At 47.5% G+C, this 24467-nt stretch carries 27 protein-coding genes, 1 pseudogene and 1 riboswitch; of the genes and pseudogenes, 9 read left to right on the plus strand and 19 right to left on the minus strand.

What is annotated here, in order from left to right:
* Positions 1-25: 25 nt before the first annotated feature.
* The 4 genes from ACXN9U_RS08950 to ACXN9U_RS08965 form a co-directional block, all read right to left on the minus strand.
* Positions 26-217: a ComZ family protein gene (locus ACXN9U_RS08950; protein WP_003155061.1), complete on the minus strand. Its 192-nt coding sequence runs from the start codon at positions 215-217 to the stop codon at positions 26-28.
* A gap of 12 nt (positions 218-229) precedes the next feature.
* Complete coding sequence (locus tag ACXN9U_RS08955) at positions 230-1183, minus strand: BMP family ABC transporter substrate-binding protein (RefSeq protein WP_095240949.1); 954 nt, start codon at positions 1181-1183, stop codon at positions 230-232.
* Between the two features lie 88 nt (positions 1184-1271).
* Positions 1272-1838 carry a hypothetical protein gene (locus tag ACXN9U_RS08960; RefSeq protein ID WP_489202453.1) on the minus strand — a complete coding sequence of 189 codons (567 nt, stop codon included), beginning with the start codon at positions 1836-1838 and terminating at the stop codon, positions 1272-1274.
* 82 nt (positions 1839-1920) lie between these two features.
* Positions 1921-2655, minus strand: coding sequence for a lipase family protein (locus ACXN9U_RS08965; RefSeq protein WP_489202454.1), 735 nt, complete (start codon positions 2653-2655; stop codon positions 1921-1923).
* 261 nt (positions 2656-2916) lie between these two features.
* Between ACXN9U_RS08965 and ACXN9U_RS08970 the strand changes: the two genes are divergently transcribed.
* A complete protein-coding gene (locus tag ACXN9U_RS08970) occupies positions 2917-3102 on the plus strand; it encodes a YjzD family protein (RefSeq protein ID WP_016938251.1) in 186 nt (61 codons plus the stop codon).
* Positions 3103-3138: 36 nt separating this feature from the next.
* Here ACXN9U_RS08970 and ACXN9U_RS08975 read toward each other — a convergent pair whose 3' ends face one another.
* From ACXN9U_RS08975 to ACXN9U_RS09020, 10 genes are all read right to left on the minus strand, one after another.
* A complete protein-coding gene (locus tag ACXN9U_RS08975) occupies positions 3139-3318 on the minus strand; it encodes a YjzC family protein (RefSeq protein WP_016938252.1) in 180 nt (59 codons plus the stop codon).
* A gap of 76 nt (positions 3319-3394) precedes the next feature.
* The gene (gene argF / locus ACXN9U_RS08980; protein WP_489202455.1) at positions 3395-4366 is read right to left on the minus strand and encodes an ornithine carbamoyltransferase; all 972 of its coding nucleotides are present in this window, start codon (positions 4364-4366) and stop codon (positions 3395-3397) included.
* Positions 4354-7449 carry a carbamoyl-phosphate synthase (glutamine-hydrolyzing) large subunit gene (gene carB / locus ACXN9U_RS08985; protein ID WP_489202456.1) on the minus strand — a complete coding sequence of 1032 codons (3096 nt, stop codon included), beginning with the start codon at positions 7447-7449 and terminating at the stop codon, positions 4354-4356. The genes argF and carB overlap by 13 nt, the downstream gene beginning before the upstream one ends.
* Entirely contained in the window at positions 7442-8500 is a 1059-nt protein-coding gene (locus ACXN9U_RS08990; RefSeq protein ID WP_489202457.1) for a carbamoyl phosphate synthase small subunit, read from the minus strand. The genes carB and ACXN9U_RS08990 overlap by 8 nt, the downstream gene beginning before the upstream one ends.
* A gap of 69 nt (positions 8501-8569) precedes the next feature.
* Entirely contained in the window at positions 8570-9727 is a 1158-nt protein-coding gene (gene argD, locus ACXN9U_RS08995; RefSeq protein WP_489202458.1) for an acetylornithine transaminase, read from the minus strand.
* A complete protein-coding gene (argB, locus tag ACXN9U_RS09000; protein ID WP_060963104.1) occupies positions 9724-10500 on the minus strand; it encodes an acetylglutamate kinase in 777 nt (258 codons plus the stop codon). The genes argD and argB overlap by 4 nt, the downstream gene beginning before the upstream one ends.
* A gap of 14 nt (positions 10501-10514) precedes the next feature.
* Positions 10515-11732: a bifunctional ornithine acetyltransferase/N-acetylglutamate synthase gene (gene argJ / locus ACXN9U_RS09005; RefSeq protein WP_489202459.1), complete on the minus strand. Its 1218-nt coding sequence runs from the start codon at positions 11730-11732 to the stop codon at positions 10515-10517.
* Positions 11733-11754: 22 nt separating this feature from the next.
* The gene (argC, locus tag ACXN9U_RS09010; protein WP_489202460.1) at positions 11755-12792 is read right to left on the minus strand and encodes an N-acetyl-gamma-glutamyl-phosphate reductase; all 1038 of its coding nucleotides are present in this window, start codon (positions 12790-12792) and stop codon (positions 11755-11757) included.
* A gap of 132 nt (positions 12793-12924) precedes the next feature.
* Positions 12925-13467, minus strand: coding sequence for an MFS transporter (locus tag ACXN9U_RS09015; protein WP_489202461.1), 543 nt, complete (start codon positions 13465-13467; stop codon positions 12925-12927).
* On the minus strand, positions 13464-14900 hold the full coding sequence (locus ACXN9U_RS09020; protein ID WP_489202462.1) for an FAD-binding oxidoreductase: 1437 nt from the start codon (positions 14898-14900) through the stop codon (positions 13464-13466). The genes ACXN9U_RS09015 and ACXN9U_RS09020 overlap by 4 nt, the downstream gene beginning before the upstream one ends.
* Positions 14901-15119: 219 nt before the next feature.
* Between ACXN9U_RS09020 and fosM the strand changes: the two genes are divergently transcribed.
* Complete coding sequence (fosM, locus tag ACXN9U_RS09025; RefSeq protein ID WP_489202463.1) at positions 15120-15542, plus strand: FosM family fosfomycin resistance protein; 423 nt, start codon at positions 15120-15122, stop codon at positions 15540-15542.
* A 73-nt stretch (positions 15543-15615) separates the two neighbouring features.
* Here the strand turns inward: fosM and ACXN9U_RS09030 are convergent, their stop codons facing one another.
* Together ACXN9U_RS09030 and ACXN9U_RS09035 are read right to left on the minus strand one after the other, a co-directional pair.
* The gene (locus ACXN9U_RS09030) at positions 15616-15924 is read right to left on the minus strand and encodes a metal-sulfur cluster assembly factor (protein ID WP_003155088.1); all 309 of its coding nucleotides are present in this window, start codon (positions 15922-15924) and stop codon (positions 15616-15618) included.
* Positions 15925-15986: 62 nt separating this feature from the next.
* Positions 15987-16754: a prolyl oligopeptidase family serine peptidase gene (locus tag ACXN9U_RS09035; RefSeq protein WP_316100675.1), complete on the minus strand. Its 768-nt coding sequence runs from the start codon at positions 16752-16754 to the stop codon at positions 15987-15989.
* Positions 16755-16874: 120 nt separating this feature from the next.
* Between ACXN9U_RS09035 and ACXN9U_RS09040 the strand changes: the two genes are divergently transcribed.
* From ACXN9U_RS09040 to ACXN9U_RS09050, 3 genes are all read left to right on the plus strand, one after another.
* Complete coding sequence (locus ACXN9U_RS09040) at positions 16875-17687, plus strand: Cof-type HAD-IIB family hydrolase (protein ID WP_489202464.1); 813 nt, start codon at positions 16875-16877, stop codon at positions 17685-17687.
* A gap of 85 nt (positions 17688-17772) precedes the next feature.
* Positions 17773-17922: a hypothetical protein gene (locus ACXN9U_RS09045; RefSeq protein ID WP_269775536.1), complete on the plus strand. Its 150-nt coding sequence runs from the start codon at positions 17773-17775 to the stop codon at positions 17920-17922.
* Positions 17922-18119 (plus strand): DUF3813 domain-containing protein, encoded by a 198-nt coding sequence (locus ACXN9U_RS09050; protein ID WP_269775535.1) that lies wholly within the window; start codon positions 17922-17924, stop codon positions 18117-18119. The genes ACXN9U_RS09045 and ACXN9U_RS09050 overlap by 1 nt, the downstream gene beginning before the upstream one ends.
* Before the next feature lie 36 nt (positions 18120-18155).
* On the opposite strand, the gene ACXN9U_RS09055 is transcribed toward ACXN9U_RS09050, so the two are convergent.
* Together ACXN9U_RS09055 and ACXN9U_RS09060 are read right to left on the minus strand one after the other, a co-directional pair.
* Positions 18156-18617, minus strand: coding sequence for a BsuPI-related putative proteinase inhibitor (locus tag ACXN9U_RS09055; protein WP_438421589.1), 462 nt, complete (start codon positions 18615-18617; stop codon positions 18156-18158).
* Between the two features lie 14 nt (positions 18618-18631).
* Positions 18632-19474: a YitT family protein gene (locus ACXN9U_RS09060; protein WP_003155101.1), complete on the minus strand. Its 843-nt coding sequence runs from the start codon at positions 19472-19474 to the stop codon at positions 18632-18634.
* 125 nt (positions 19475-19599) lie between these two features.
* Between ACXN9U_RS09060 and ACXN9U_RS09065 the strand changes: the two genes are divergently transcribed.
* Both ACXN9U_RS09065 and ACXN9U_RS09070 read left to right on the plus strand, forming a co-directional pair.
* The gene (locus ACXN9U_RS09065; protein ID WP_438421588.1) at positions 19600-20451 is read left to right on the plus strand and encodes a DegV family protein; all 852 of its coding nucleotides are present in this window, start codon (positions 19600-19602) and stop codon (positions 20449-20451) included.
* Positions 20452-20500: 49 nt separating this feature from the next.
* The gene (locus tag ACXN9U_RS09070; protein ID WP_101605560.1) at positions 20501-20623 is read left to right on the plus strand and encodes a DUF3941 domain-containing protein; all 123 of its coding nucleotides are present in this window, start codon (positions 20501-20503) and stop codon (positions 20621-20623) included.
* Between the two features lie 170 nt (positions 20624-20793).
* Here ACXN9U_RS09070 and ACXN9U_RS09075 read toward each other — a convergent pair whose 3' ends face one another.
* Positions 20794-21690, minus strand: a complete 897-nt coding sequence (locus ACXN9U_RS09075; protein WP_201025258.1) for a CvfB family protein — start codon at positions 21688-21690, stop codon at positions 20794-20796.
* A gap of 99 nt (positions 21691-21789) precedes the next feature.
* Here ACXN9U_RS09075 and ACXN9U_RS09080 point away from each other — a divergent pair, with 99 nt between their 5' ends.
* Together ACXN9U_RS09080 and ACXN9U_RS09085 are read left to right on the plus strand one after the other, a co-directional pair.
* Positions 21790-22281 (plus strand): YajQ family cyclic di-GMP-binding protein, encoded by a 492-nt coding sequence (locus tag ACXN9U_RS09080; RefSeq protein WP_060562135.1) that lies wholly within the window; start codon positions 21790-21792, stop codon positions 22279-22281.
* 100 nt (positions 22282-22381) lie between these two features.
* A riboswitch (SAM riboswitch) is annotated at positions 22382-22503 on the plus strand.
* 89 nt (positions 22504-22592) lie between these two features.
* Positions 22593-24435 (plus strand): annotated as a pseudogene (locus ACXN9U_RS09085) (bifunctional homocysteine S-methyltransferase/methylenetetrahydrofolate reductase).
* The last annotated feature ends 32 nt before the right edge of the window (positions 24436-24467 follow it).

Below are 24467 nucleotides of genomic sequence, written 5' to 3' on the forward strand. Positions count from 1 at the left end.
CCACTTCATGAAAAAGTGGCTCTCTTTATTTATTCAGCTCTCCGGCATCAGATCTGCCAAGCTCATACGCTTCCGCCATGACCGATGTAAATAGATCCATAAACGGCTGAATCATTTCCATAGACAGATCAATGCCGGATTTCTCAAGCTCCGCCTTTGCTTCCGGCAGGTATTTCATTGCGATCTGCATAAATTCAAGAGACTTTTCATGCTGCATGTGTATCCACCTCTATTCATTTGACGGCAGTTCATTTGTTCGGTTATACGTTTTTACAAGGTCTGAGATTTTGTCTTGAAATGCTTTGTCCACCAGAGGGCTGAACGTCCCCATTTCAACGACTCCTTCCCTGAAATCGAAGTTGTGATCTCCGCTCTTGAGCGTGCCGTTATTATATTGCTCGGCGATTATTGTATAGGCTTTGTCTACATTTTGCACGGTGCTTGTCAGCACCGTGTTTTTGCCGAGGTTCGATTGCTCGGCGACATAGCCGATGGCGTAAAGCCCGTCTTTTTTAATTTGCTGAATGACAGGAACATTATACCCGTCTCCGGCCGGATATACAACATCCGTGCCTTCTGCTTTTAACTTCTTATAAAGATGCAGTGCTTCATTGCCGTTATCCCAATGGTCCGTAAATTCAGTATTGACGGTGATATCGGGCTTTTCATATTTTGCCCCTTTAATAAAGCCGTCTACCTCAGGCTGCCATAAAAACGAGGCGATGACGCCGACCTCATTGGTTTTTGACATATGGGCGGCCGTCATTCCCCCAAAAAAACCCATCGCTTCTCCCATAAGGTGAACGCTTGTGACATTATCGTTTTTCGCCGTTCCGTTTGCGACGACGAATTCCATGTCGGGATAATCCTTACTGATCATATTGAAGATTTCCTCGTATTCATTTCCGTGCCCGTATAAAAGATTGACTCCTTTTTTATGCAAATCATCTATCGCTTTTAAAATATCTTCATCAGATCTGATATTTTCTTTATAATAAACGTCAACGTTAAATTCAGATTGTATCGCTAATAAACCTTTGTAACCTTTTGTGCCCCATACCAGGTCACTGATGGTATCGGGAAACAGCATTCCGACCTTCTCAATTTTCCCTTTAAACGGAGTTTGTGCGCATCCGCTCAATAAAAGGAGGACAGAAAAGACCATGACAAGCCTGGTGATCAAGCCGTGTTCAACCCCTTTTTTACTCATAACATGTATAATTGGTATACATTTATTGTAGCGGTAATGCACATAACATGGAAGGTATTTCTTAAAAATTGTCGAATGTTGATGAAAATTGTCTTTTCCACTCTTGAATTTTTTCTTCCGCTTCTGTTTTTTGCGTTTTTTCTATTATTTCCAGGGTAATAACCTGACTTTCGTCCTCTGTGCCGTCCGCCTGAAGCTTATTCATCAGCCCGCAGGCTGCGTCTTCTAAAAAGACCCTGCTTTCGCTATCTTCTTTCGCTTCCGTCCACGGGCCGTAAAGCGGCGGAAGAATAATCGTTTTAACCGTGTCCCGCTGGCCGCTTTTTTCCCAGTCTCCGTGATCCTCGTTGTAAACAATCCAATATATAGGCTCCGTTCTGTCTTCAGGCAGACATCCGCTCCCGTATTGAACGCAGATTCGATCGTATTCCTTGTCACCGATTTCATCTATGATTTGAAAAAGCCCGTTTCTCCCGAGCCACATTAAACGTTCTTCTAAATACAGCTGCCTCGTTTTGTCCTCCGGCTCATCCAAAATGACATCAACATGCACACCTTCATCCATCATCCGTTCGCATAATGAAAGGCCGAGAAATTCATCTGCTCCAATGATCAGCGCTGTCTTCATCGCATATGCCGCCTTTCCGGTTTTTCATTCACGTACAAGCCAAACAGCCCTCTGAAAAGAGATGGCTGTTGTATACTATTCACTACAGGTCTTTTTCATGACTGCGGAAAAAGCGGCAGACGGCTCTGTACATCCGCGCCGGATTCTCGAGCATGTGATACGTGATATCAGTCTTGCATCCGGTCTTTTCCCGGGCTTTTTCATATGCGTTCGCATGCAGGGTATACGGATACGGCGCTCCGGTCGTTCTTTGCCATATATGTACCGGCACGCTGGTATGGCAGCCGGTGATGGTCTGATAGGTCAGCGAGCTTGCCTCTTTTTCAGAAACACCGAAGCTTTGAGCCGTTTCTCTCAGAAACTGCTTATAAAAAAACTTATTTTCTTTCTCTGATTCAAAATGGGCTTGAAGGTCAAGACAAGGATCTAACATTGCTGCTGAACGGATATGCTCCGGCGAAGATTGCAGCAGTTGATCGGCGATGAGAGCGCCCATGCCTTCTGCGAGCAAGTGTATTTTCGGGTTGAGGGTTTCTTGTTTCAGTACATAATGAATCAGCTGTCTGGCGTAAGCGGCGGCTTTTTCCGATCCCCAGTGCCTGCCGTATAAATTGCTGTTGAAGATTGTATAACCTCTGTCACGCAGCGTATTTAACAGCTGGTTTCTCCCTTCATGTTCAAGCCAAAAGCTTGAATCCCCGCTGACAAAGTGAGTTCTGTCCCCAAGAATAAAGATACAGAAGCCGTTCGGCCGATACGGCAGATGGATGACGTTCAGCTCAGATCCGAGTTGGAAAAATCTTTCCGTTATCCCCATGCCTTTCCGCCTCCTTTTACTCCTAGTTTCTCTATTGGCTATCATATGTAAGAAGAATGAAAACGGATCAGTTAAACCCCTATTTGCTTCTATGTTTTGGCTATTATTCCGGTGCGGGGACCGTATTTTCCGTCAGACGGCCGGACAGGCGGGAAAAAGTCAGTTTTAGGGCGGGTCTTTTTGATGCGAAATTGACCTTCCGCCCGCGCCTTATGTATGGTATGATACAACGTAGAATAAAATGAAGGACGAGGTGGAAACGTGCGGTTAGTTATCGGTTTTATTTGGACGTTCCTTTTAACACATATGGCCTGTTATTTGATCGCCTCCATGAACAGCGCGGCGTACAACTTCAAGCAATCATCCGTTATCGCCGTGGTTATCGCGGTGCTTGTGTTTGTTCTTGCGGAAGTCATGCCTGTCAAACAGGATGCAAGCCAGCATTAATTAAAAAAACCTGCTATTCAGCAGGTTTTTTTGTATTCACGGTTTTCGTTGATATGTCCACAATCTGTTGTGATTTGAAGTCTCAGGAAACATTTCTCCCGCCGTAAGCTTGATTTTTTGCGGATTTTTGACCATACTTCCCGTTTCGCCGATTTCAACGTACACACCGTTATTCGGCGCTTTTTGTCCCGGTCGGAATTGATGCTGCTGTCCCACGTCATTTCCTCCTTTTTCTTTTTCATGTAGTATGCGCTTGTATGCGGGAAAATATTAAAAAACCGCTGAATGAGGCTCAGCGGTTTTTTGGTTCATCCTGTTTGTAAAGAAGAGCTTTCAAGAGCGCTTTTTGCGCGTGAAGCCGGTTTTCCGCCTGCTGGAATACCGCAGAGTTCGGGCCGTCAATTATCTCGGACGTGACCTCTTCCTCCCGATGCGCGGGCAGACAGTGCAAAAAGGTATAGTCAGGTTTGGCGAGACTGACGAGTGAGGCGTTGACTTGGTACGGGGCAAACACGTTCAGCCGCTGCTTCATCTCTTCTTCCTGTCCCATGCTCGTGAAGACGTCTGAGTAAATCACGTCTGCATCCCGCACCGCTTCCTGCGGATTTTCGGTAAGGATGATCTCCGCTCCGGAAACAGCCGCAGCTTCTTTTGCGGCATTTACCGCCTCTTCCTCTGCTTCATAGCCTTTCGGCGAAGCAATCGCAATGTCACAGCCCATTTTTGCGCATCCGATCATAAGTGAATGCGCCACATTATTTCCGTCACCGATATAGGCGACTTTTACTCCTTTCAGTTTTCCTTTTATTTCTTGTATCGTTAACAGATCCGCGAGTGCCTGACACGGGTGGTACCGGTCGGTCAGCCCGTTTATGACAGGAATGTGTGCATGCTCGGCAAGTTCCTCGACTTTTTCATGCTCAAAGGTGCGGATCATAATGGCATCAACGAATCCGGACAGCACCTTCGCCGTATCCGCGACCGTCTCTCCCCGTCCAAGCTGCAAGTCGCTGCTTGAAAGGAATAGTCCTGTTCCCCCGAGCTGAGCCATTCCCGCTTCAAACGATACACGCGTGCGGGTTGAAGATTTTTCAAAAATCATCGCCAATGTTTTTCCTTGAAAAATCGGCTGTATCGGATGCTGTTTTAATAATGAAGCTTCTGTCAGAAGCCCGTTAATGTCAGACGGGCTGAAATCCTTCAAGGAAAGAAAATCTTTGCCGTACAAATGGGTTAATGTATGTTCCTCTTTTACTGTGTGCATGATGCCACATCCTTTTGATAAAGATCTTTAAGCGATACAGGCTGAGGTTTGCCGGAGCCGCTTGCTAAAAATGCCTTTGCGGTTTCCGGTTCAGTAAAGACCGTCACGCCGTGCGTCATGGCTTCAATCCGCTGTTTACGCGCTTCTTCAGAATGATTGAAATTAATATGGACCGCTTTATCCTTCCGATCCGCCCAGGCCTGAAAAGAGTCTTTGCACACGGTGAATCCCGCCGCTTGTGCCTGCCGTGCCAGTTCCTCATCTCCGCCTTCCAGATAGACGCTTCCTTTTTTCTCCCAGACATGCGCATAGATTTTTTTCAGGGCGCTTTCTGCGTCAAACGCGACACACATTCCTTCTCCTGTCGACTTCATTTCCGGTCCCGGCTTTACGTCAACATCCTGAATGGCGTGAGAAGAAAATACCGGGAATTTCACAGCCGTTCCATGCTGATTTTGAACCTCGGGCTTGAGGTCTTTAAGGGAAGCTCCGGCCAGCAGTCTGGCGGCAAGCGGGATCATCGGCACTCCCATCACCTTAGACACGACAGGAACCGTGCGGCTTGCCCGCGGATTCACTTCAAGAACGAGAATATCCCCTTTGTCATCAATGACAAACTGAATGTTCATAATGCCTTTGAAACCCAGTTTTACCGCAATTTTTTCGGCAGCCTTTTTTATATCCCGCTGCATATCAAGTGTGACGGACGGACCCGGGAGAATCGCAAAACTGTCGCCCGAATGGACGCCTGCCCGTTCAATGTGTTCTGTGTAAGTCGGAACGAATACTTCATGTCCGTCGGAAATCAGATCGATCTCCAATTCTTTTCCTGTAATGTACTGGTCGATCAAAATCGGATACGGCATGCCCGCTTCTTTTTCCAGCAGGTCTGACAGCTGCGCTTCTGAATCAACAATGATCATGCCCATTCCCCCGATGACATAAGACGGACGGATCAGCACAGGATACCCGATGCGGATTGCTTTTTCCGCGGCTTCTTCTTTCGTATAAGCCGTTTCCCCTTTGGCATGTTTTAGATCCAGCTCATCAAGCAGCCGATAAAACAGATCCCGATCCTCCAGCGCATCCAGGGTTCTAAAGGATGTTCCGAGCAGCTGAACGCCCGCTTTTTCCAATGATTCAGCGGCATTGATAGCGGTCTGTCCCCCAAACTGGACGATGGCAAAATCAATGTTTTCATGTTCCGCCACGTTTAAAATATGCTCTGCCGTCAGCGGTTCAAAATAAAGCCTGTCAGCAATTTCGTAATCGGTGCTTACCGTTTCCGGATTGTTATTGATCATAATTGTTTCATAGCCCAGCTTTTGCAGGGTCAGGACGCCGTGGACTGCGCTGTAGTCAAATTCCACACCTTGACCGATACGGATCGGGCCTGATCCTATAATGAGCGCCCGTTTTTTCTCTTTTCGGCTGATATCTCCGTCGCTTTCTCCGAGATAGGTGGAGTAGAAATAATTGGTCTTGGCATCAAATTCAGCGGCGCATGTATCTACGATTTTAAACGACGGGACGATATCTGCTTTCTTTCTGAGAGCGCGGATGTCTTCTTCCGTTTTTCCCGTAAGAGACGCGATCATGACGTCCGTGAAGCCTTTTACCTTCGCCTGCTTTAAAAGCGGGACAGACAGATGATCTCCTTCTTCCATCAGCTTGTTTTCCAATGTGATGATATTACGGAATACATGAAGGAAAAACGGGTCAATTTTCGTTTTAGAATGAATGTCTTCTATCGTTACACCGCGGCTTAACAGTTCCATGACGACGAAGAATCTCCGGTCATCCGGCGTTACCGCTAAGTCCCACAGCTGATTGACCGTAAAGCCGCCGAGTTCGGGAAGGCGGGTGCCGATCGTTTTCAGCTCAAGGGAGGCCGCCGCTTTTTGAATAGCTGCTTCCATGTTTCTTTCGATCGCCATGACCTCTCCCGTCGCTTTCATCTTCGTTCCGAGCGTGCGGTCGGCATGTTTAAATTTATCAAACGGCCAGCGCGGGAACTTGACGATAACATAATCCAGCGCCGGTTCAAAGCTTGCATAAGTAGAGCCCGTCAGCGGATTTTTCAGTTCATCAAGCGTATAGCCGACGGCAAGTTTCGCCGCCATTTTGGCAATCGGATAGCCGGTCGCTTTTGACGCAAGAGCTGAAGAGCGGCTGACACGCGGGTTCACTTCAATGACATAGTACTGTTTGCTGAACGGATCCAGCGCAAATTGAATGTTGCAGCCGCCGACCACATCAAGCGCTGAAATAATCGCCAAACTTGCTGAACGCAGCATCTGATATTCTTCATCCGTTAACGTCTGGGACGGCGCGACTACGATGGAGTCTCCTGTATGCACGCCGACGGGATCGATGTTTTCCATGTTGCAGACGGTGATGCATGTATGATTTCTGTCACGCATGACCTCATATTCAATTTCTTTAAAACCGGCGATGCTTTTTTCGACGAGGCATTGGCTGATCGGGCTTGCCAACAGCGCCTGTTTAATCAGCGTCTGAAACGCTTCTTTCGTTTTCGCGATTCCGCCTCCCTTTCCGCCTAACGTATACGCCGGTCTTAGAATAACCGGAAATCCGATAGACTCAGCGAAGCGGAGGGCATCTTCTTCGTTGTCGACGATTTCGCTTTCCGGAACGGGCTGATCGAGCTCTTTCATCAGGGTCCGGAACCGCTCCCGGTCTTCGCCTTTTTGAATGGTCTCCACTGATGTTCCTAAAAGCTTGACGTGATGCTTCTTCAGCACGCCTGCTTCTTCAAGCTTAACGGCTAAATTCAATGCCGTCTGGCCGCCCAAATTGGCAAGGAGACCGTCCGGTTTTTCTTTTTCAATGATGGCTTCGATGCTTTCGGTCGTGAGCGGTTCAAAATAAATTTCATCAGCAAACGCCTCATCCGTCATAATCGTTGCCGGGTTGTTGTTGACGAGAATAACACGGTATCCTTCTTCTTTCAGAGCCATGCATCCCTGCGTTCCTGAATAATCAAATTCAGCCGCCTGGCCAATGATGATCGGGCCTGAGCCGATGACTAATATGCTGGAAATGGTTGTATCTTTAGGCATGAGCGATTTCTCTCCTTGCTGGTATCACTTTCTCTAGAAATTCATCAAATATCCACTCGCTCTCAGCCGGTCCGGGATGAGCTTCAGGGTGGAACTGTACGCTTAATACAGGAAGGCTGTTGTGAATGAGCCCTTCCACTGATGTGTCATTGACATGATGGAATCTGATCGACAGCTCGTTTTGGTCAATTGATGCTTCATCGACGACGTAGCTGTGGTTCTGGCTTGTCATAAACACCCGTTTCGTTTTCCGGTCAATAACGGGATGGTTAGCTCCCCTGTGCCCGAACGGCAGTTTATACGTATTCCCTCCGAAAGCGAGGGCAATCAGCTGATGTCCGAGACAAATGCCGAGTGCGGGGAAAGCATTCAGTAAAGCCTTAATCCGGGTCATGTACGGAGCAATCGCTTTCGGGTCCCCAGGTCCGTTTGAAAGCACGATTCCGTCAGGCCGAATATCATAAACGGCGTTCATCTGGTGATAAGGAACGACTGTTACTTTACAGCCGCGCTTTACAAGCGACGAAGCGATTGATTTTTTATAACCGAAATCAATCAGCGCAATATGCCGGTCTCCGTCCCCCATAGAAGTGATTTCTTCGGCCTGCGCCAGCTCAGCCGGGTTTTCTGTTCCGGATGCTGCGGGAAGTTCTCCTGTTGTTGACACGGCAGCGTTCATCGTGCCGCCGGAGCGGATGGTTTTGACGACGGCCCGTGTGTCCACTTCGGTTAAAAGCGGGATGTTCCATTTATTTAAATACTCTCTCAAACTTGAGACTGCTTCATGGTGAGAAAAATGTTCACACGCTTCATACACGACAACGGCCTTGACTTGAGGAATTTTACTCTCAAGGTCTTTTTCATTAATTCCGTAGTTTCCGATCAGCGGATACGTAAAAACGATGATCTGGCCCTTATATGACGGGTCCGTAAGCACTTCCTGATAGCCCGTCATTCCGGTGAAAAAAACCGCTTCGCCAACACAGCATGCTTCTTTTTCAAGATCACCGCCGAATGATGTTCCGTCTTCCAATACTAAATAGCCTTTCATCTAAAGCCCACCTCTTGATGAATAATTAATTAAAAACATGAATTTTTATACTCTTATAGCGAAAAAAAATTATCGTTTCACTGCGGAATGCGCTTCTATCGCTGCTTTCAGCATACTGACGGCCGAGAGCATTTCCTCTTCAGAAACCGTAAGCGGCGGGAGCAGCCTGATGACATTCGGTCCGGCCGGAAGCACGAGAAGTCCGCGTTCCTGCAGGTCTCCGATAATGCCGGAAACGGAACCTGCACATTCAATGCCGATTAATAGCCCTTTTCCGCGGATATCTTTTACAAAAGGCCCTGTCAGCTCACTTTTCAGCCGGTCTTTTAAAAAAGAGCCTTTGCCGGCCGCAGCCTGGAGAAAGTCCGGCTGAAACACAATGTCCAAGGTTGCATTCACAGCTGCCATGGCAAGCTTATTGCCGCCGAACGTCGTACCATGCGTACCCGGCGTGAAGGCTTCGCCAAGCTTCTTTTTGCCGATCACGGCTCCGGCGGGAAAACCGTTTCCAAGCCCTTTCGCAACGGTGATGATGTCCGGAGAGATGCCGAAATGCTCATAGCCGAATGCTTTTCCCGTCCGGCCGATTCCGGTTTGAATCTCGTCTATGATAACCAGCGCCTGTTTGTCTTTGCAAAATGTCTGTAAGGCTTCGATGAATTCCGGGTCGGCGGGATGGACTCCCCCTTCTCCCTGCACCGTCTCAAGCATGACGGCGGCGATATCATCCTCTTTTGAAAGCGTGCTGAATGCTGACGGATCATTAAACGGAAGATAGTGAAATCCATGGAGCATCGGTCCGAAACCGGTTTTGATTTTGTCTTGTCCGGTGGCGGCCATTCCCGCATATGTCCGTCCGTGAAAGGATTGCCGGAATGTCACGATTTTTGTTTTTCCCGTTGCTTTACGGGCAAGCTTAATGGCGCCTTCATTCGCTTCAGCCCCGCTGTTGCAGAAGAAAACCAGGTCCCCCGCGCTATGTTCGGCAAGCTTTGCCGCGGCTTTTTCCTGAAGGTCATTTTCAAACAGATTGGAAACGTGCCATACGCTGTCAAGCTGTTCTTTGACCGCTTCTGTCACCGCATCATGACAATGGCCGAGATTGGAAACGGCGATGCCCTGAATAAAATCCAGATACGTTTTTCCGTTTTCATCCTCTGCGATTGTCCCTTTCGCTTTTTTGATATCGATAGGCCAGCGGCTGTAGGTTTGAAATAAACTGCTCATGACACGCTCTCCTTTTCCTTGACGATTTTTGTTCCTTGGAAGGCTTGATCGGTGAAAAACGCTCCTTTTCCGTTTACGATCATAACTTCCGCGACATCTTCACTCAGTGCCGATAATGCCGACTTCACCTTCGGAATCATCCCTCCCGAAATGACGCCGCCATCGATGAGGGTCTGAATCTCCCGCGGCGTCAACGTCTCCAGCCGGTTCTCTCCGTCCATAATTCCTTCGACATCCGTGACAAATAAAAGTTTATCGGCTTGTAAGGCTGAAGCGACGGCTGATGCCGCTGCGTCTGCGTTGACGTTCAGCGTTTCAAAATCACTTGTCATGGAAAGCGGAGCGATAACGGGAATGATGCCTTCTTTCATTAGTGCTTGAATAATGGACGGATCGGTTTTCCGGATTTCACCGACTTCTCCGTATTTGTCTTGATCAAGATAGGATGCTTGAAGGAGACCGCCGTCCTTTCCTGAGATTCCCGCAGCTTTCAGCCCGTTTTTCGCGAGTTCGGTTACGAAAAATTTATTGACCGTTCCTGACAAGACCATTTCGGCTGTTTCCAGCACCGGTTTGGTCGTTTTCCGCTGCCCATCGACAAATTCCGTTTCAATCTGCAATGTTTTCAGCATTTGTGAAATTTCCGGACCGCCGCCATGCACGACGGCAATGTTCCAGCCCGATTGCATAAGCTCTTTTACATTTTGAAAAAAAGCGGCGGATAACTCGCGGATCACGCTGCCGCCGCACTTAAAAACAATGGTTTTCTTCATGCCGCTCCCCTTTGTTATGTGCGATAGCTCGCATTGATTTTGATATAGTCATAGGTTAAGTCACAGCCCCATGCCCGGCCGCTGCCGGCGCCTTCTTGCAGGCGGACTGCAATCGTAATTTCATCACCTGATAAGTACTCCTTGGCGTCAGTCTCTGAAAACGGCTGAGGTTCGTTGTGTTTAAACAGACACTGACCGCCGAGGAAAACTTCCACTTGTTCGGCCGTTACGCTTGCCGCACTGTGCCCGATTGCGCCGACGATGCGCCCCCAGTTGGCGTCAGTGCCGTAAACGGCGGTTTTCACAAGGCTTGAGCCGACGATTTTTTTGGCGATGATATTCGCTTCGAGATTATTTTTCGCGCCTTCGACTTTGGCTTCAATTAATTTCGTCGCTCCTTCACCGTCTCTGGCAATATCTTTGGCAAGGTCTTCGCATACAAGCTTCAGCCCCTTTTTAAAAGCCGGCCAGTCGGAATGCTGCTCCGTCAGACACTCATTCCCCGCGCAGCCGTTCGCCATCACGAGCACCATGTCATTCGTCGATGTTTCTCCGTCAACGGTGATTTGGTTAAATGAAACATCCGTGATCTCTCTGAGCGCGTTTTTAAGCGCCTGTTCTTCCACGGCCGCATCCGTTGTGACAAAGCCGAGCATTGTCGCCATGTTGGGATGAATCATGCCGGAGCCTTTCGCCGCTCCGCCGATCGTGATGATGTCTCCGCCGATCACCAGTTCATAACACGTCTGTTTCGTCACTGTATCCGTCGTCAAAATGGCTTCTTCAAAAGCTCCGGACACTGCAGGCGCTTGACCGAGCTGCTCAATGCCCGCCTGAATTTTTTCCATGTCTAACAGCTCGCCGATCACCCCGGTTGACGAAACCGCAACAAGCTCCGGCTCAATCCCGAGCCGGCTTGCGAATCCGTCCCGCATTTCATAAGCGTCCTTTAAACCTTGGTCTCCCGTACAGGCGTTGGCAATCGCGCTGTTGACAATAACCGCCTGAAGCACAGCCTCTTTTTTCAAGCTCTCTTGCGTCACTTTCAAGGGTGCTGCCTGAAAATGGCTCTGCGTATATACCGCTGCACTGACTGCAGGCGTCTCGCTGATAATCGCCCCGAGATCTTTTTTTGAATAGCGCAGCCCGCAGTGAATACCCTTTGCCTCAAACCCTTTCGGCGAAGATACGCCGCCTTTGATTTTCGTGATTTTCTCACTCAGCTGAATCATATTTTTGAATCCCTCTTTCGTTCTATGGATAGACTGGCGTCATCATAAGTCCCGTTTCTTCCTGCCAGCCATTCATGATATTTAAATTTTGAACCGCCTGCCCGGCGGCGCCTTTCATCAGATTATCTATGACAGAAACGATGGTCACACGGTTTGTTCGTTCATCCACAGTGACACTGATGTCACAAAAGTTGCTGCCGTACACTTCTTTCGTCGCCGGGAATTCACCTTCCGGCCTGATCCTCACAAAATATGAATCTTTGTAAAATTCGGAATAAAACTCTCTTAATTGTGCAGAAGACATTCCCGGAGGGGCGTCGGTATACATCGTCGCCATAATGCCCCTTGTCATCGGCGCCAAATGAGCGGAAAACGTGATCGGACCTATGCCGGGCTGCCATGCCGCCAATTGCTGTTCAATTTCCGGAGTGTGCTGATGCTCATTGACCTTATAAATTTTGAAATTATCATTCAGCTCAGAATAATGAGTGCCCATGGAAGCTTTTCGGCCGGCGCCGGATACGCCTGTCTTCGCATCAACAATCAGAAATGAATCTTGTAAAAGCTTATTTTTCGCCAGCGGGGCGAGCCCGAGAAGCACAGCCGTCGGAAAACACCCCGGATTGGCAATCAGCTTTGCATTCTGAATTTCTTCTTTTTGCAGTTCGGCTAAACCGTAAACCGCGTTTTGAATCGTTTCTTCCGGGGCGGCCTGCCGCTTATACCACTTTTCATACACGGCCGGATTTTGAATCCGCAGATCGCCGGAAAGATCAATGACCGGAATGCCCGCCTCCGCCAGCTTCGGCGACCACTCCCCGGAAACGCCGGGCGGAGCGGCTATGAACATCACATCAATTTCGTTGCGGATCGTTTCTATATGAAGCGGCTGAAGTGATTGCGGCGCTATATTTCTCAAATGCGGATATGAAGCATCATATGCCTTCCCTTCATCGCTCGATGAATATAATATACAATTGTCTGTATAAGGGTGATGGTTAAGAATCCTGACAAGTTCGGCGCCTCCATAACCAGTTGCGCCTATAATACCAATTTTCAACGGGTTCACCTTCTTGGTTTTTGTGAAATTATTTAACATTATAACATGAATAAAAATTAATTCAATTGTATATTTAATATTCTTCATTCATTTTCCATCCGTTTTGGCCAACAAAAAAACAGGCTGATTTGATCAGCCTGTTTTCTTCAGCATCATCAGCCCGCTTATAAAAAACAAAATAGAACTTGCGTAAAAAATAATGTGAACCGTAAAGAAGTCAGCAAGAAAGCCGCCCAGAATGATGGCGGCAGCGGAAAATACGGCCGTCCAAAAATGATAGCTGCCGACTTTTTTCCCCCGCTCCCCGCCATCGGTGTAATCGGCGATCATGATTTTTTCGCCGTGTTTTTGCATGGCGCCGAACAGGCCCAAAAGCACCTGCACAACATAAACCTGGTGCACGCCGGTGATGTGCGGGAGCGTCAGGAGAAGCACCGCCATGCCCCACGAATTCGCCATAAGGAACCAGCGGGGATCAAGTCTTGCCGACAGCCGGCCGAGCAGTGGATGGATCAAAGCGCCGCTCAGGCCGAACAAGCCGTATGACAAACCGAATTGCGTGTAGCTGGAACCGATGTTTTTAATAAACAAAATATAAAAAGGAAAGATCAGGCTGCCGGCAAAAAAGACACTGCTCTGAGACAGGATCAGCCATTTTAAATGATTGTGTTTCATGATTTGTACCTCTGATAAAAATAATTCATAAACAAGTCATCCGGATCATACTTACGCTTTTTCTGAAAGAACATGTCGCTCTTCGGATACGCCTTGCGCATCTGCTCTTTCGTTTGGTACAGCATATATGGCAGATAATAGCTGCCGCCGTGGCGCAATGCCGTGTCCGTCATTTTTCTGACGATCCGCGCCGCACTCGCCTGACTGTCTTTTGAAAACCCTTCATTGATTAATAGAACGAGCGAAAACATATCATCCTTTGCATATGACAGGTCGGCTTTTTCATTTTTTTGCACGTAGCGGATCGTAATATTTACAAGATTGAGATCTTCGTGTGACAGCGCCGTGCGCAAATCATGAATGTACGGCGCAAATTCGCCGACAGGTACGAAGTATTCCTGAAGCACGTCGGTATTGTCCGTGTTTTCATATTCCAAAAATTTCGATTCTGACCTCATGACATTATTTCTGGAGATTTTCACGCCGTTTTGGCCGAGAAAATAAGACTGCTGGGCCGACCAGAGCCAATTTCTTCCCCAGTCATACCGGCGGGAGAGGCCGAGCGCGAATTTCGTAAGCGCCGGATGCTCATCTTCTTTCAGTTCATTGTGCTGCTTTAATTCAGTCTGATTGTCTGAGAGCGTGTAATCAGTCACATACATATCGTGCAAAAAGCCTTTATCCCCTGTTGCGATCCGTGCAAGATGCATGCGCACGGCAGGATTGTGCTGTACATGCCGGGTAAAATATTGACTGTATGTATCAGCGTTCATGCGTTTCGTTTTCATTTCGTATAGCTCATCATCTGTCAGCTCAATATCTGCGTCAAGTATCACACCGAACAGGCCGTACCCGCCGATGACGGCTGAAAACAGGTCATCTTTCGGAGTGACCGTAACGATTTTGTCGTCCGCCTTTAAAAGATGAAACGATTTAACCGTATCAATCAGCGAGCCGTACCGGATATCCCGGCCGTGAGCGTTGGCGCTCAGTGAGCCGCCGATCGTAAAGATGTTTTGCGACTGCATGACCTTTACCGCGAGTCCGTACGGATTGACATACCGCTGAATATCATTCCACGTCGCCCCCGCCTGCACCCTGATGATTTTTTTCTTTCGGTCGAGACCGAGTATTTTGTTGTACCCCGTCATGTCGAGAACGATACCGTCTTCATAATACGTCTGGCCGCCCATTGAGTGCTGGGCGCCTGCGATCGAGATCTTCAGATGCTTTCTTTTTGCTTCCGTAATCGTTTCGACCAATGTTTCTTTCTCTTTTCCTTTGACCGTCTGCTTAATTTTCACCGGCATGAGACGGCTGACATCCGTCATTGTTTCCGCCTGCTGATGCCGCTCTTTGTGGAAGACAGAAACAGCGAACAGCGTCGTATAAACTAGGATGCTAAGGATAATGAGAAGTATTTTTTTCTTCATATGTTCCTCCCTCGCGTACAGCCGGTCTATTATATCACGACTCCGCCCTCTTTTTTCCTTTTTATCCCGATACCGAAAAAAACCCCGAATGCTGGAACACTCGGAGTTTTTTAGTGATTTGCCCTTTTTTCCGCACGCCGGCCTGCAGCGACCGCTGAAAATTTTTTTAGTTGGTATATACTCTTTATATATAATAAACATGTTAAATGAGGTGGGAACGTGAACATAAAAGGAATCAATCATCTTCTTTTTTCTGTTTCAAATTTGGAAAAATCCATAGAATTTTATGAAAAAGTATTTCATGCACAGCTCCTGGTTAAAGGGCAAAAAACAGCATATTTTGATCTGAATGGGCTTTGGCTTGCGCTGAACTTAGAGGAAGATATTCCAAGGAATGAAATACATAAATCCTACACACATACGGCTTTTTCAATTGATCCAAGCGATTTTGATGAAATACATCAAAGGCTGGAAAATCTAAATGTAAATATATTAAACGGACGGCCCCGAGATCAGCAGGATCAAAAATCAATTTATTTTACTGATCCTGATGGACATAAATTTGAATTCCACACAGGCACACTCCAAGACAGACTGTCCTATTACAAAAAAGATAAACCCCATATGACGTTTTATATATAAAGGTTTTATGCAGACAAAAGAAAAGCACCTCCAAACTTTAGGGTGTACCTAAAATCCGGGGTGCATTTTCTTATTACTGAATCCCTAATGCGATTTTCGCGTAGCGTGACATTTTGTCTCTCGTCCACGGCGGATTCCAGACGATGTGAACCTCCGTCTCTTTTACATCCGGAATGTCAGCGAGCGCTTTTTTCACCTCGTCGACGATGATCGGAGCGAGCGGGCACCCCATTGATGTCAGTGTCATTGTAACGTGCGTCAGGCCGTCGTCATCCATATCGACATCGTATACGAGGCCGAGGTTGACGATATCGACGCCGAGCTCAGGGTCAACGACCTGCTCCAAGGCGCCCATGATGTTTTCTTTTAATGCTTCTTCCACGTTCCATCACTCCTTTTTCCTCAGTATAACGTAAAAGCGGCTTTTGTTAACACCTTTGTGCTTTATAAATGCTTATCGAACCAGGCGACTGTTTCTAAAACGGCGTATCTCGGGACTTTATGATCAGCCCGTTCGTCTTTCAGAAACTGAAGATGCTCTGGCCGGCTGCTGTAATGCGGTTTAATCGACTCATAAAAGCCGCGGGTCGGTGCATACGGTACGACTTTGTCCTGAACGCCGTGCCAGAACAACAGCGGGCGGCTGCGGAGTTTTTCCGGTTCCAGACTGAGATCAAACGGTTTGAGCCGCGCAAACAGTTCATCGACCTGTTCTTTTGTGACATCAATTTCGATGTCCTGCTTTTGAATGTGGTCAATCTGCTGCTGAAAAAACGCCGTGTAGTTCGGGCTTCCCATCAGACTGACCCCGGCTTTGACCCAATCATACGCAGCCATCGCGCCGAATGTCGTAATCCCGCCCATTGACGTGCCCGCAAGACCGATCCGCCCGTCTTCAATCAGACCGCGCGTTTCAAAATCCTTTTTCAGCACGTCAAGCTCCTCAATTTCATTTAATACAATGTCCCAAAAATGGACGGCGAGCTCTTCCGCTGACAGCTGTTCAGCGCGTTCACCGTGGTAAAGAGCTTCCGGCAGCACGGCTCTGAAGCCCTTTTCAGCAAGCAGGTAAGCGAAATGAAGATTATGTTCCTTCGCGCTTGTAAAACCGTGAATAAAGAAAACAAGGGGAGCGGGACGGTCCCGATTTTCTTCTTTTACAATATGTAAAAACGGAATGCCTGATACGGTTTGATGATCAATAAGAATCACGTTGACTCCCTCCTTAGGATAACCATAATCATAAGTGTAACATGTAGACAATAAAGATGGTAAAAAGCTACACTGTACATAAGATAAAAACAGCAAATCATATGACAAAAGGAGTTATTTATGGAGACAAAACCTTATCTCATCGCCTTAGATCTGGATGGAACATTATTAAAAGATGATAAAACCATTTCCCCTGAAACGGCACGGACGATTCAGACGCTGAAAGAAGCGGGCCATCATGTCTGCATCTCAACCGGCCGCCCTTTCCGTTCCAGTTCGATATATTATGACGAGCTTGGGCTGACAACGCCGATTGTCAATTTTAACGGGGCGTTTGTCCACCATCCGAAAGACGAGTCATGGGGACGCTACCACACGTCTTTATCTGTCGATGTGGTCAGACAGCTTGCCGAACTTACAGAGACCTATCAAATACATAATGTGCTCGCTGAGGTCATTGATGATGTGTATTTTCATTATCATGATGAGCATTTAATCGAGGCGTTTCATATGAATACGGCGAATGTCACGTTCGGTGATCTGCGTGAAACGGTCAAAGAGGATGTGACGTCCGTATTAATTCACGCGAAGGAAGAGGACGTGGCGGACATACGCGCACATTTATCCGATGTGCACGCCGAGGTCATTGACCACAGAAGATGGGCGGCTCCGTGGCATGTGATTGAAATTATTAAACATGGGATGAATAAAGCGGTCGGATTGAAGAAAATCAGCGACTATTACCAAGTGCCGAGAGAACGGATCATCGCGTTCGGCGACGAAGACAACGACCTTGAAATGCTCCGGTTTGCCGGGTGCGGTGTCGCGATGGGAAACGGCACGGATGAAGTCAAACAAGCTGCTGACCGCGTCACGGGCTCAAATGAAGCGGACGGAATCGCCGGGTTTTTAAAATCCTATTTCTCCCTATGAGATTTTCCCGCTCATAACCCGAAGCCTTCCGCCCATACTAAAACAGACGACTCATCTCGTCTAAATATGGAAGGGGGACATTGCAATGGGTAAACGAAACAAATCAAAACGGTTTATTCAGCAAGGCAAGGACTCTGTCAGTCTTCATGACGCAAGATTTCCATATCGGTCTACATTAGAGGAAGCACAGCATGATGCATCAAAAGACGCAGCCGAAAGACAGGTTGACTTTTAATGAGAAACGAACTGTTCTCTCAAGCCAAGTCATTTGTCCAGCAGGCTGTCATGATTGCTAATGGTTTCGAGGACGGCGACCGGGAAAAAGCTGTCTCACGCGCCAAAAATGCCGTGTCTTCCGCGTACGCCAATTCGACGGATGCAGAACGTCAGCAGCTGCACCAATTTCAGGATCAGCTGGATAAATTGCAATAAAAAAAGGCGCCCCGTCTGGACGAGGGCGCCGCTTTTTTATTTTACTTCAAATGTTTTTACCGTTTTCAGTCTTTTTCCGATCTGATCGGACTTTCCTAAAAACGTCACGGTGACCGTGTATGTCCCCGGTCCTGGCGCGTTTTTCCACACATCTGAAAAGTCATACGTTTCATTCGGCATTAAGGTCATGGTCTGAAACGCCTGGGTAAACATTCTGTCTTTTGAATAGCGGTACAGTTCTTTGTTCTGTTGATCATGTACGGTCAATTCGAATTTCTGCCCTGAGCTGAATGTGAAATCGATCGGACTTTCGCTTTTGTTTTTTAAAGACATTTGAAATTCGATCTGCTGATCCGTCTGCACAGGATTTACGGCTAATTCCGCTTGCTGTTCATTCATCTCTCCGGATACCTCCTCAGCGGGCTCCTTCTGCCCGGATTGACTGCTGCACCCGATCAATAAAATGACCGGTAATAACAGGCCAAACAGCCACTTCATTCTATCCGCTCCTATCAGTCTTTTCTGAAGAAACCAAAGATTCCCGTCGTTTGCACGATGTTTGTGAAGGCTTTCGGGTCGACCTCTTTCACGATTTTCTCAAGATCATACAATTCGTACCGCGTGATGACGATGATCATCATTTCTTTCTGTTCGTTTGTGTAAGCGCCTTTTGCCGGCACCGTCGTAATGCCGCGGACCATTTTTCCGTAAATCGCTTCTTTGATTTCATCGGCTTTTTTCGTAACGATCATAGCGGTCAGTTTCATGTGGCGGGTATGAATGGCGTCAATCACCCTTGTTGTGACATAAAGAGCGACAAGGGTATATAATGCTTTCTCCCATCCTTGCAATAATCCTGCCGTCAAAATGATAATCCCGTTCAAAATGAAGAAATACGTGCCGACCGGTTTATCCTTCCATTTGGCCAGCACCATCGACACGATATCAAGACCCCCTGTAGACGCGCCGAATTTCAGCGTTAAACCGATGCCGATGGCTGAGATGACTCCTCCGAATACGGTATTCAGGAGAATATCGTGCGACAGTCTCATTTCCGGGAGAATTCCCATAAAGACGGACGTCAGCGCTACACTTAATATGCTGTATACGGTGAATGATCTGCCGACTTTCAGCCACCCTAACACACCGATGGGAATGTTTAAGAGGAACATGAGAACTCCTGTCGAAATATAAAAAGGGGCGTATTGATCAACGACGCTTGACAGCAGCTGGGCGACACCGGTAAAACCGCTGGCATATACATTCGCCGGTATCAGAAATAAATTCAGCCCCGCCGCATATAGAAACGCGCCGATGACGACGATTGCTAATTTTTTTACTTGTTCAAGTACCATGGCTTGCTCCTCCGCTCATTTTCATTATTAGCTTTTCCCTTAAAACAAAGTTTTGAACACTATTTTGCCACATTTATATGATATAGTTGGCATCACTCTCACCAAATGGAAAGAAGGGAATTATGATGACAGTTCACCTTATTGCTGACAGCGCCTCTGATCTGCCGCAATCTTACATTGAAGAAAACCGGATCGGGTTCATTCCGCTGCACGTAACACTCGATGGAAACGAATATGAGGACGCGGTCACCATTCAGGCGGATCATATATTTCAAGCGATGCGGGATGGGAAAGTCCCGAAAACATCCCAGGCATCACCGGATACGATAAAAAAAGTATTTTTACAATACGCGGAACTGGGAGAGCCGGCGATTTACATTGCCTTTTCTTCAGGTCTTTCCGGCACTTATCAGACGGCCGTGATGGTCGCCAATGAAATCAAAGAGGAATTTCCCGAATTTGATTTACGGATTGTAGATTCCAAATGCGCTTCATTGGGCTGCGGCCTCGCGGTGATGCATGCGCAAACACTCTGTGTTAACGGGAATACAATACAAGAAATCGAAACGTCTGTAAAGAGCTTTTGCGCACGGATGAAACATATATTTACGGTCGATGATGTCGCCTATCTCGCGCGGGGCGGCAGGATTTCAAAAACGTCCGCTTTTGTCGGCGGGCTTTTGAACATCAAACCGATCCTGCATGTGGCTGACGGCAGACTCGTGCCGCTCGAAAAATTGCGCGGACAGAAGAAACTGTTTAAACGGATTTTAGAAATGATGAAGGAAGAAGGCGGCGATTGGCCGGATCAAACAGTCGGAATCAGCTATGCCGACAATGAAGAGACGGCGCTTCGCATGAAAGAGATGATTGAAGATGCGTTCGGTCCGAAAGAGATCATTCTTCATTCAATCGGTTCCGCCATCGGCGCCCATTCCGGTCCGGGAACGCTCGCGATTTTTTTCCTGAAGCCATAATTTCCAATGCCGGCGGGCATCCTATCGTAAAGAAGGGAGGCTTTGCCATATGAAAGATGATGACAAAAAACCGCTGGATCATAACGCCTTAAATCAAAAAAAGAACCGGCTTGCCGAAAAAAACCGGCAGGCGGGAAAAAACCAGAATTCAAAAAAACCGGACCATCTGTAAATGCAAAACAGCCCTCTTACCTTAGAAAAAGAGGGCTGTTTTTTCTGTACGGCCATAAGTTCGCCAGTTACATAGTAAACCGGCGGATCTGATAAATAAATGCAGGATATAGCGGATTTTGAGGAAATAAAAAACATCGGTTTTTGTTCACCGATGTTTTTGCAGAATATTTATTGTTTTTCGTATGTCCAGCCGTTTTCCTGATACACTTTGCCGTTTTTCATCAGGTGCCCGAGCGCCCGCTTAAAGGCGGCTTTGCTTAAATGAAACCGTTCGCGGATATCGTCAGGATGGCTTTTGTCTCCGTAAGGCATTGCGCCGTTTCTTGATCTCAGATAGGTCAGAATCTCTTCTGCGTCAACCGAAAGCGCGTCCTGCTTTCTCGGCAGCAGCGACATGTTGACGGACCCGTCTTCCTTCACCTCGATGACACGCCCTGTCACGCGGCTGCCGAGTCTCGGCTCTTCCTTTCTTTCTGAAGGGTGAATAAACGCGCGGATGCCTTCATCTGTAATCAGAAAAGAGCCAGATGCGATCAGTCTGTACACCGTGCCTGTCAAGTCTTTATTCATGACGTCTTCCTCTGCATCCGTAAATAATTCGCTGATGATATCCTCCGGCGCCGGCTTGGCAAACATGCGTCCGCGGCTTGTCACCTTCAGCATGCAATACAGTCTGTCGCCTTTCTGCGGCCAGACGGATTTGTACGGAGGCAGGTGCTCCGTTGCGACAAGCGCGTCTTTTGACAGACCGACGTCGACGAATACGCCCATATCTTCCACAGCGTCCGTCACTTCCACCCATCCGTAATCATAAAAGCTGATAAGCGGCTTTTTCATCGTCGCCGCGAGTCTTTCCTGATGGTCGACGTAAATAAATACGTCCACTTCATCTCTGTCTTCGATATCTTCCGTGATTTCACTGTTATGTAAAAGAACCGTATCCTCGCCGTCCGTTAAAAAATAACCGAAATCGGTCTGGTGATCTATACTAAGCGTGAGCTGCTGCCCTGGTTTCATGTTATCGTCCTTCCTGCTTCGCCCGTCAGAGGCTGATGTTTTTCTCATTTTTTCCAATTCGCACAAATTCATGCTTTGTGCTGTTGGACATTTCTCTTTATTCTACTATAATCAACACATAAGTGAAATGTTATAGGAGGTTTTCTCATGGCAAAAGAAAGTTCTTTTGATATTGTATCCAAAGTTGAATTTCCTGAAGTGCAGAATGCGATTCAGATGACGCTGAAAGAAATCAGCACGCGCTATGACTTTAAAGGATCTAAAAGCGATGTGACTTTAGAAAAGGAAGAACTTGTTCTGATTTCTGATGATGAGTTTAAATTGAATCAGCTCAAGGATGTGCTGAGCGGCAAGCTGATTAAACGGGACGTGCCGACGAAAAACATTGAATACGGCAAAATCGAAAATGCATCGGGAGGCACGGTGCGCCAGCGCGCGAAGCTTGTACAGGGGATTGATAAAGACAACGCCAAAAAAATCAACGCGGTGATTAAAAACTCCGGCTTGAAGGTTAAGTCGCAGATTCAGGATGACCAAGTGCGCGTCACCGGAAAAAATAAAGATGATCTGCAGCAGATTATTGCAGCTGTCCGCGGAGCAGACCTGCCGATTGACGTTCAATTTATTAATTTCAGATAAATTATGTGATTCCTATTGATTATTGTCTCTATTTTCGGTAAATTTGGAGAAAGGGATTTTCACAGTTAAGTTTTGGAAACCCATGACAATTACATGAACGTTCTTATCAAGAGAAGCCGAGGGACTGGCCCGACGACGCTTCAGCAACCGGTGTAGTGGTTTACCCAAACCATGACCAAGGTGCTAAATCCAGCAAGCTAAAAACAGCTTGGAAGATAAGAAGAGAGACAAATGATTACAAAGTCTTCTTCTTAAGAAGACTTTTTTTATTTCTCTTTTTTCCTTGCTGAATGTGATGAAGGAGGCAAACAATGGGACTATTACAAGACTTAGAAGAACGGATTTTAATCGGAGACGGCGCGATGGGCACTCTCCTCTACTCCTACGGCATTGACAGATGTTTTGAGGAGCTGAATGTATCTAAGCCCGATGAGATCAAGCGGATACATAAGGCATACGTGGAAGCAGGTGCAGACATCATCCAGACGAACACGTACGGCGCGAATTTTATTAAGCTCTCCAGATACGGCCTTGAGGATGAAACGAAAAAAATCAATCAGGAAGCGGTCAAAATCGCGCGCGCTTCCTCAGACAGCGCTTATGTATTGGGAACGATGGGCGGCATCCGCACCTTTAACAAAAACGCCTACAGCCTTGAAGAGATTAAACGCAGCTTTCGGGAGCAGCTTTATTTATTGCTGCACGAAGAGCCGGACGGCCTGCTTTTGGAAACATACTATGATTTAGAAGAGGCGCGCGAAGTGCTGAAGATCGCCAGAAAAGAAACTGAACTTCCGATCATGCTGAACGTATCCATGCACGAGCAGGGCGTGCTTCAGGACGGAACGCCGCTTCGGGAAGCTCTCAGTTCAATTGCCGATCTCGGCGCTGATATAACGGGAATCAATTGCCGGCTCGGCCCGTACCACATGATTGAAGCGCTGACAGAAGTGCCGATTTTCCGTGACGCTTATTTATCGGTCTATCCGAACAGCAGTCTTCCGTCCTTAGAAGAAGGCCGGCTTGTTTATGATACGGATGATGCCTATTTCCGGGAAAGCGCCGTACAATTCCGCACTCAGGGCGCTCGCATTATCGGCGGCTGCTGCGGCACGACGCCCAACCATATCAGAGCCATGGCTGAAGCGGTCCGCGGACTTTCACCCGTCACTGATAAAGAAGTGAAAATCAGGCGGGAAGAAGAAGTCATCTCAGTCCGGGATGAACGGACCGAGCCGGGTTTAAACGAAATCGCCGCGCAAAAACGGTCAATTATCGTAGAGCTTGACCCGCCGAAAAAATTGAATTTTGACAAATTTCTGCAAGCGGCGGCAGAATTAAAGGAAACCGGCATAGAAGCACTGACGCTCGCCGACAATTCATTGGCGACACCGAGAATCAGCAATGCCGCCTGCGGTTCATTGCTGAAAGAACGCCTTGATATCCGTTCTCTCGTCCATATTACATGCAGAGACCGCAACATCATCGGCCTTCAGTCACATTTAATGGGGCTGGATACGCTCGGGCTTACCGACATTTTAGCCATCACCGGCGATCCTTCAAAAATCGGCGACTTTCCGGGGGCTACCTCCGTCTATGATTTAACGTCCTTTGACTTGATCAGACTGATTAAACAATTCAACGAGGGCATTTCTTTATCGGGGAAACCGCTCGGCAAGAAAACAAACTTTTCCGTAGCCGGGGCGTTTAACCCGAATGTCCGTCATTTGGATAAGGCCGTAAAACGGCTGGAGAAAAAAATCGAGTGCGGCGCTGACTACTTCGTGTCTCAGCCTGTCTACTCAGAGCAGCAGCTCATTGACATTCATCATGAAACAAAACATCTCAATACACCGGTGTATATCGGAATCATGCCGTTAACGAGCAGCCGCAATGCAGAGTTCATTCATCATGAAATCCCGGGCATTAAGCTGTTCTGACAGCATCCGCGAAAAAATGGCGCTCGCCGGCGAAGACAAGCGGAAGCAGAAAGCCGAGGGCCTTGCCATCGCCAAGTCGCTTCTTGACACTGCGTGCGAACTGTTCAACGGAATTTATTTAATCACCCCGTTTCTCCGGTCTGATTTGACGTCAGAGCTTGCTGCTTATATTAAGCAAAAGGATGAAAAGCGGGCCGATGTATATTTGCATTAATAATCAAGAAGCCGCCTGATGTGACAGGCGGC

The organism is Bacillus sp. BACIII, from assembly GCF_057836745.1.

Bases quoted from the DNA above. Each gene is read 5' to 3' on its own strand.
- ACXN9U_RS08950 (WP_003155061.1), bottom strand. From the start codon at position 217: ATGCAGCATGAAAAGTCTCTTGAATTTATGCAGATCGCAATGAAATAC.
- ACXN9U_RS08960 (WP_489202453.1), bottom strand. From the start codon at position 1,838: ATGAAGACAGCGCTGATCATTGGAGCAGATGAATTTCTCGGCCTTTCA.
- ACXN9U_RS08965 (WP_489202454.1), bottom strand. From the start codon at position 2,655: ATGGGGATAACGGAAAGATTTTTCCAACTCGGATCTGAGCTGAACGTC.
- argF (WP_489202455.1), bottom strand. From the start codon at position 4,366: ATGCACACAGTAAAAGAGGAACATACATTAACCCATTTGTACGGCAAA.
- carB (WP_489202456.1), bottom strand. From the start codon at position 7,449: ATGCCTAAAGATACAACCATTTCCAGCATATTAGTCATCGGCTCAGGC.
- ACXN9U_RS08990 (WP_489202457.1), bottom strand. From the start codon at position 8,500: ATGAAAGGCTATTTAGTATTGGAAGACGGAACATCATTCGGCGGTGAT.
- argD (WP_489202458.1), bottom strand. From the start codon at position 9,727: ATGAGCAGTTTATTTCAAACCTACAGCCGCTGGCCTATCGATATCAAA.
- argB (WP_060963104.1), bottom strand. From the start codon at position 10,500: ATGAAGAAAACCATTGTTTTTAAGTGCGGCGGCAGCGTGATCCGCGAG.
- argJ (WP_489202459.1), bottom strand. From the start codon at position 11,732: ATGATTCAGCTGAGTGAGAAAATCACGAAAATCAAAGGCGGCGTATCT.
- ACXN9U_RS09015 (WP_489202461.1), bottom strand. From the start codon at position 13,467: ATGAAACACAATCATTTAAAATGGCTGATCCTGTCTCAGAGCAGTGTC.
- ACXN9U_RS09020 (WP_489202462.1), bottom strand. From the start codon at position 14,900: ATGAAGAAAAAAATACTTCTCATTATCCTTAGCATCCTAGTTTATACG.
- ACXN9U_RS09040 (WP_489202464.1), top strand. From the start codon at position 16,875: ATGGAGACAAAACCTTATCTCATCGCCTTAGATCTGGATGGAACATTA.
- ACXN9U_RS09045 (WP_269775536.1), top strand. From the start codon at position 17,773: ATGGGTAAACGAAACAAATCAAAACGGTTTATTCAGCAAGGCAAGGAC.
- ACXN9U_RS09050 (WP_269775535.1), top strand. From the start codon at position 17,922: ATGAGAAACGAACTGTTCTCTCAAGCCAAGTCATTTGTCCAGCAGGCT.
- ACXN9U_RS09055 (WP_438421589.1), bottom strand. From the start codon at position 18,617: ATGAAGTGGCTGTTTGGCCTGTTATTACCGGTCATTTTATTGATCGGG.
- ACXN9U_RS09060 (WP_003155101.1), bottom strand. From the start codon at position 19,474: ATGGTACTTGAACAAGTAAAAAAATTAGCAATCGTCGTCATCGGCGCG.
- ACXN9U_RS09065 (WP_438421588.1), top strand. From the start codon at position 19,600: ATGACAGTTCACCTTATTGCTGACAGCGCCTCTGATCTGCCGCAATCT.
- ACXN9U_RS09070 (WP_101605560.1), top strand. From the start codon at position 20,501: ATGAAAGATGATGACAAAAAACCGCTGGATCATAACGCCTTAAATCAA.
- ACXN9U_RS09075 (WP_201025258.1), bottom strand. From the start codon at position 21,690: ATGAGAAAAACATCAGCCTCTGACGGGCGAAGCAGGAAGGACGATAAC.
- ACXN9U_RS09080 (WP_060562135.1), top strand. From the start codon at position 21,790: ATGGCAAAAGAAAGTTCTTTTGATATTGTATCCAAAGTTGAATTTCCT.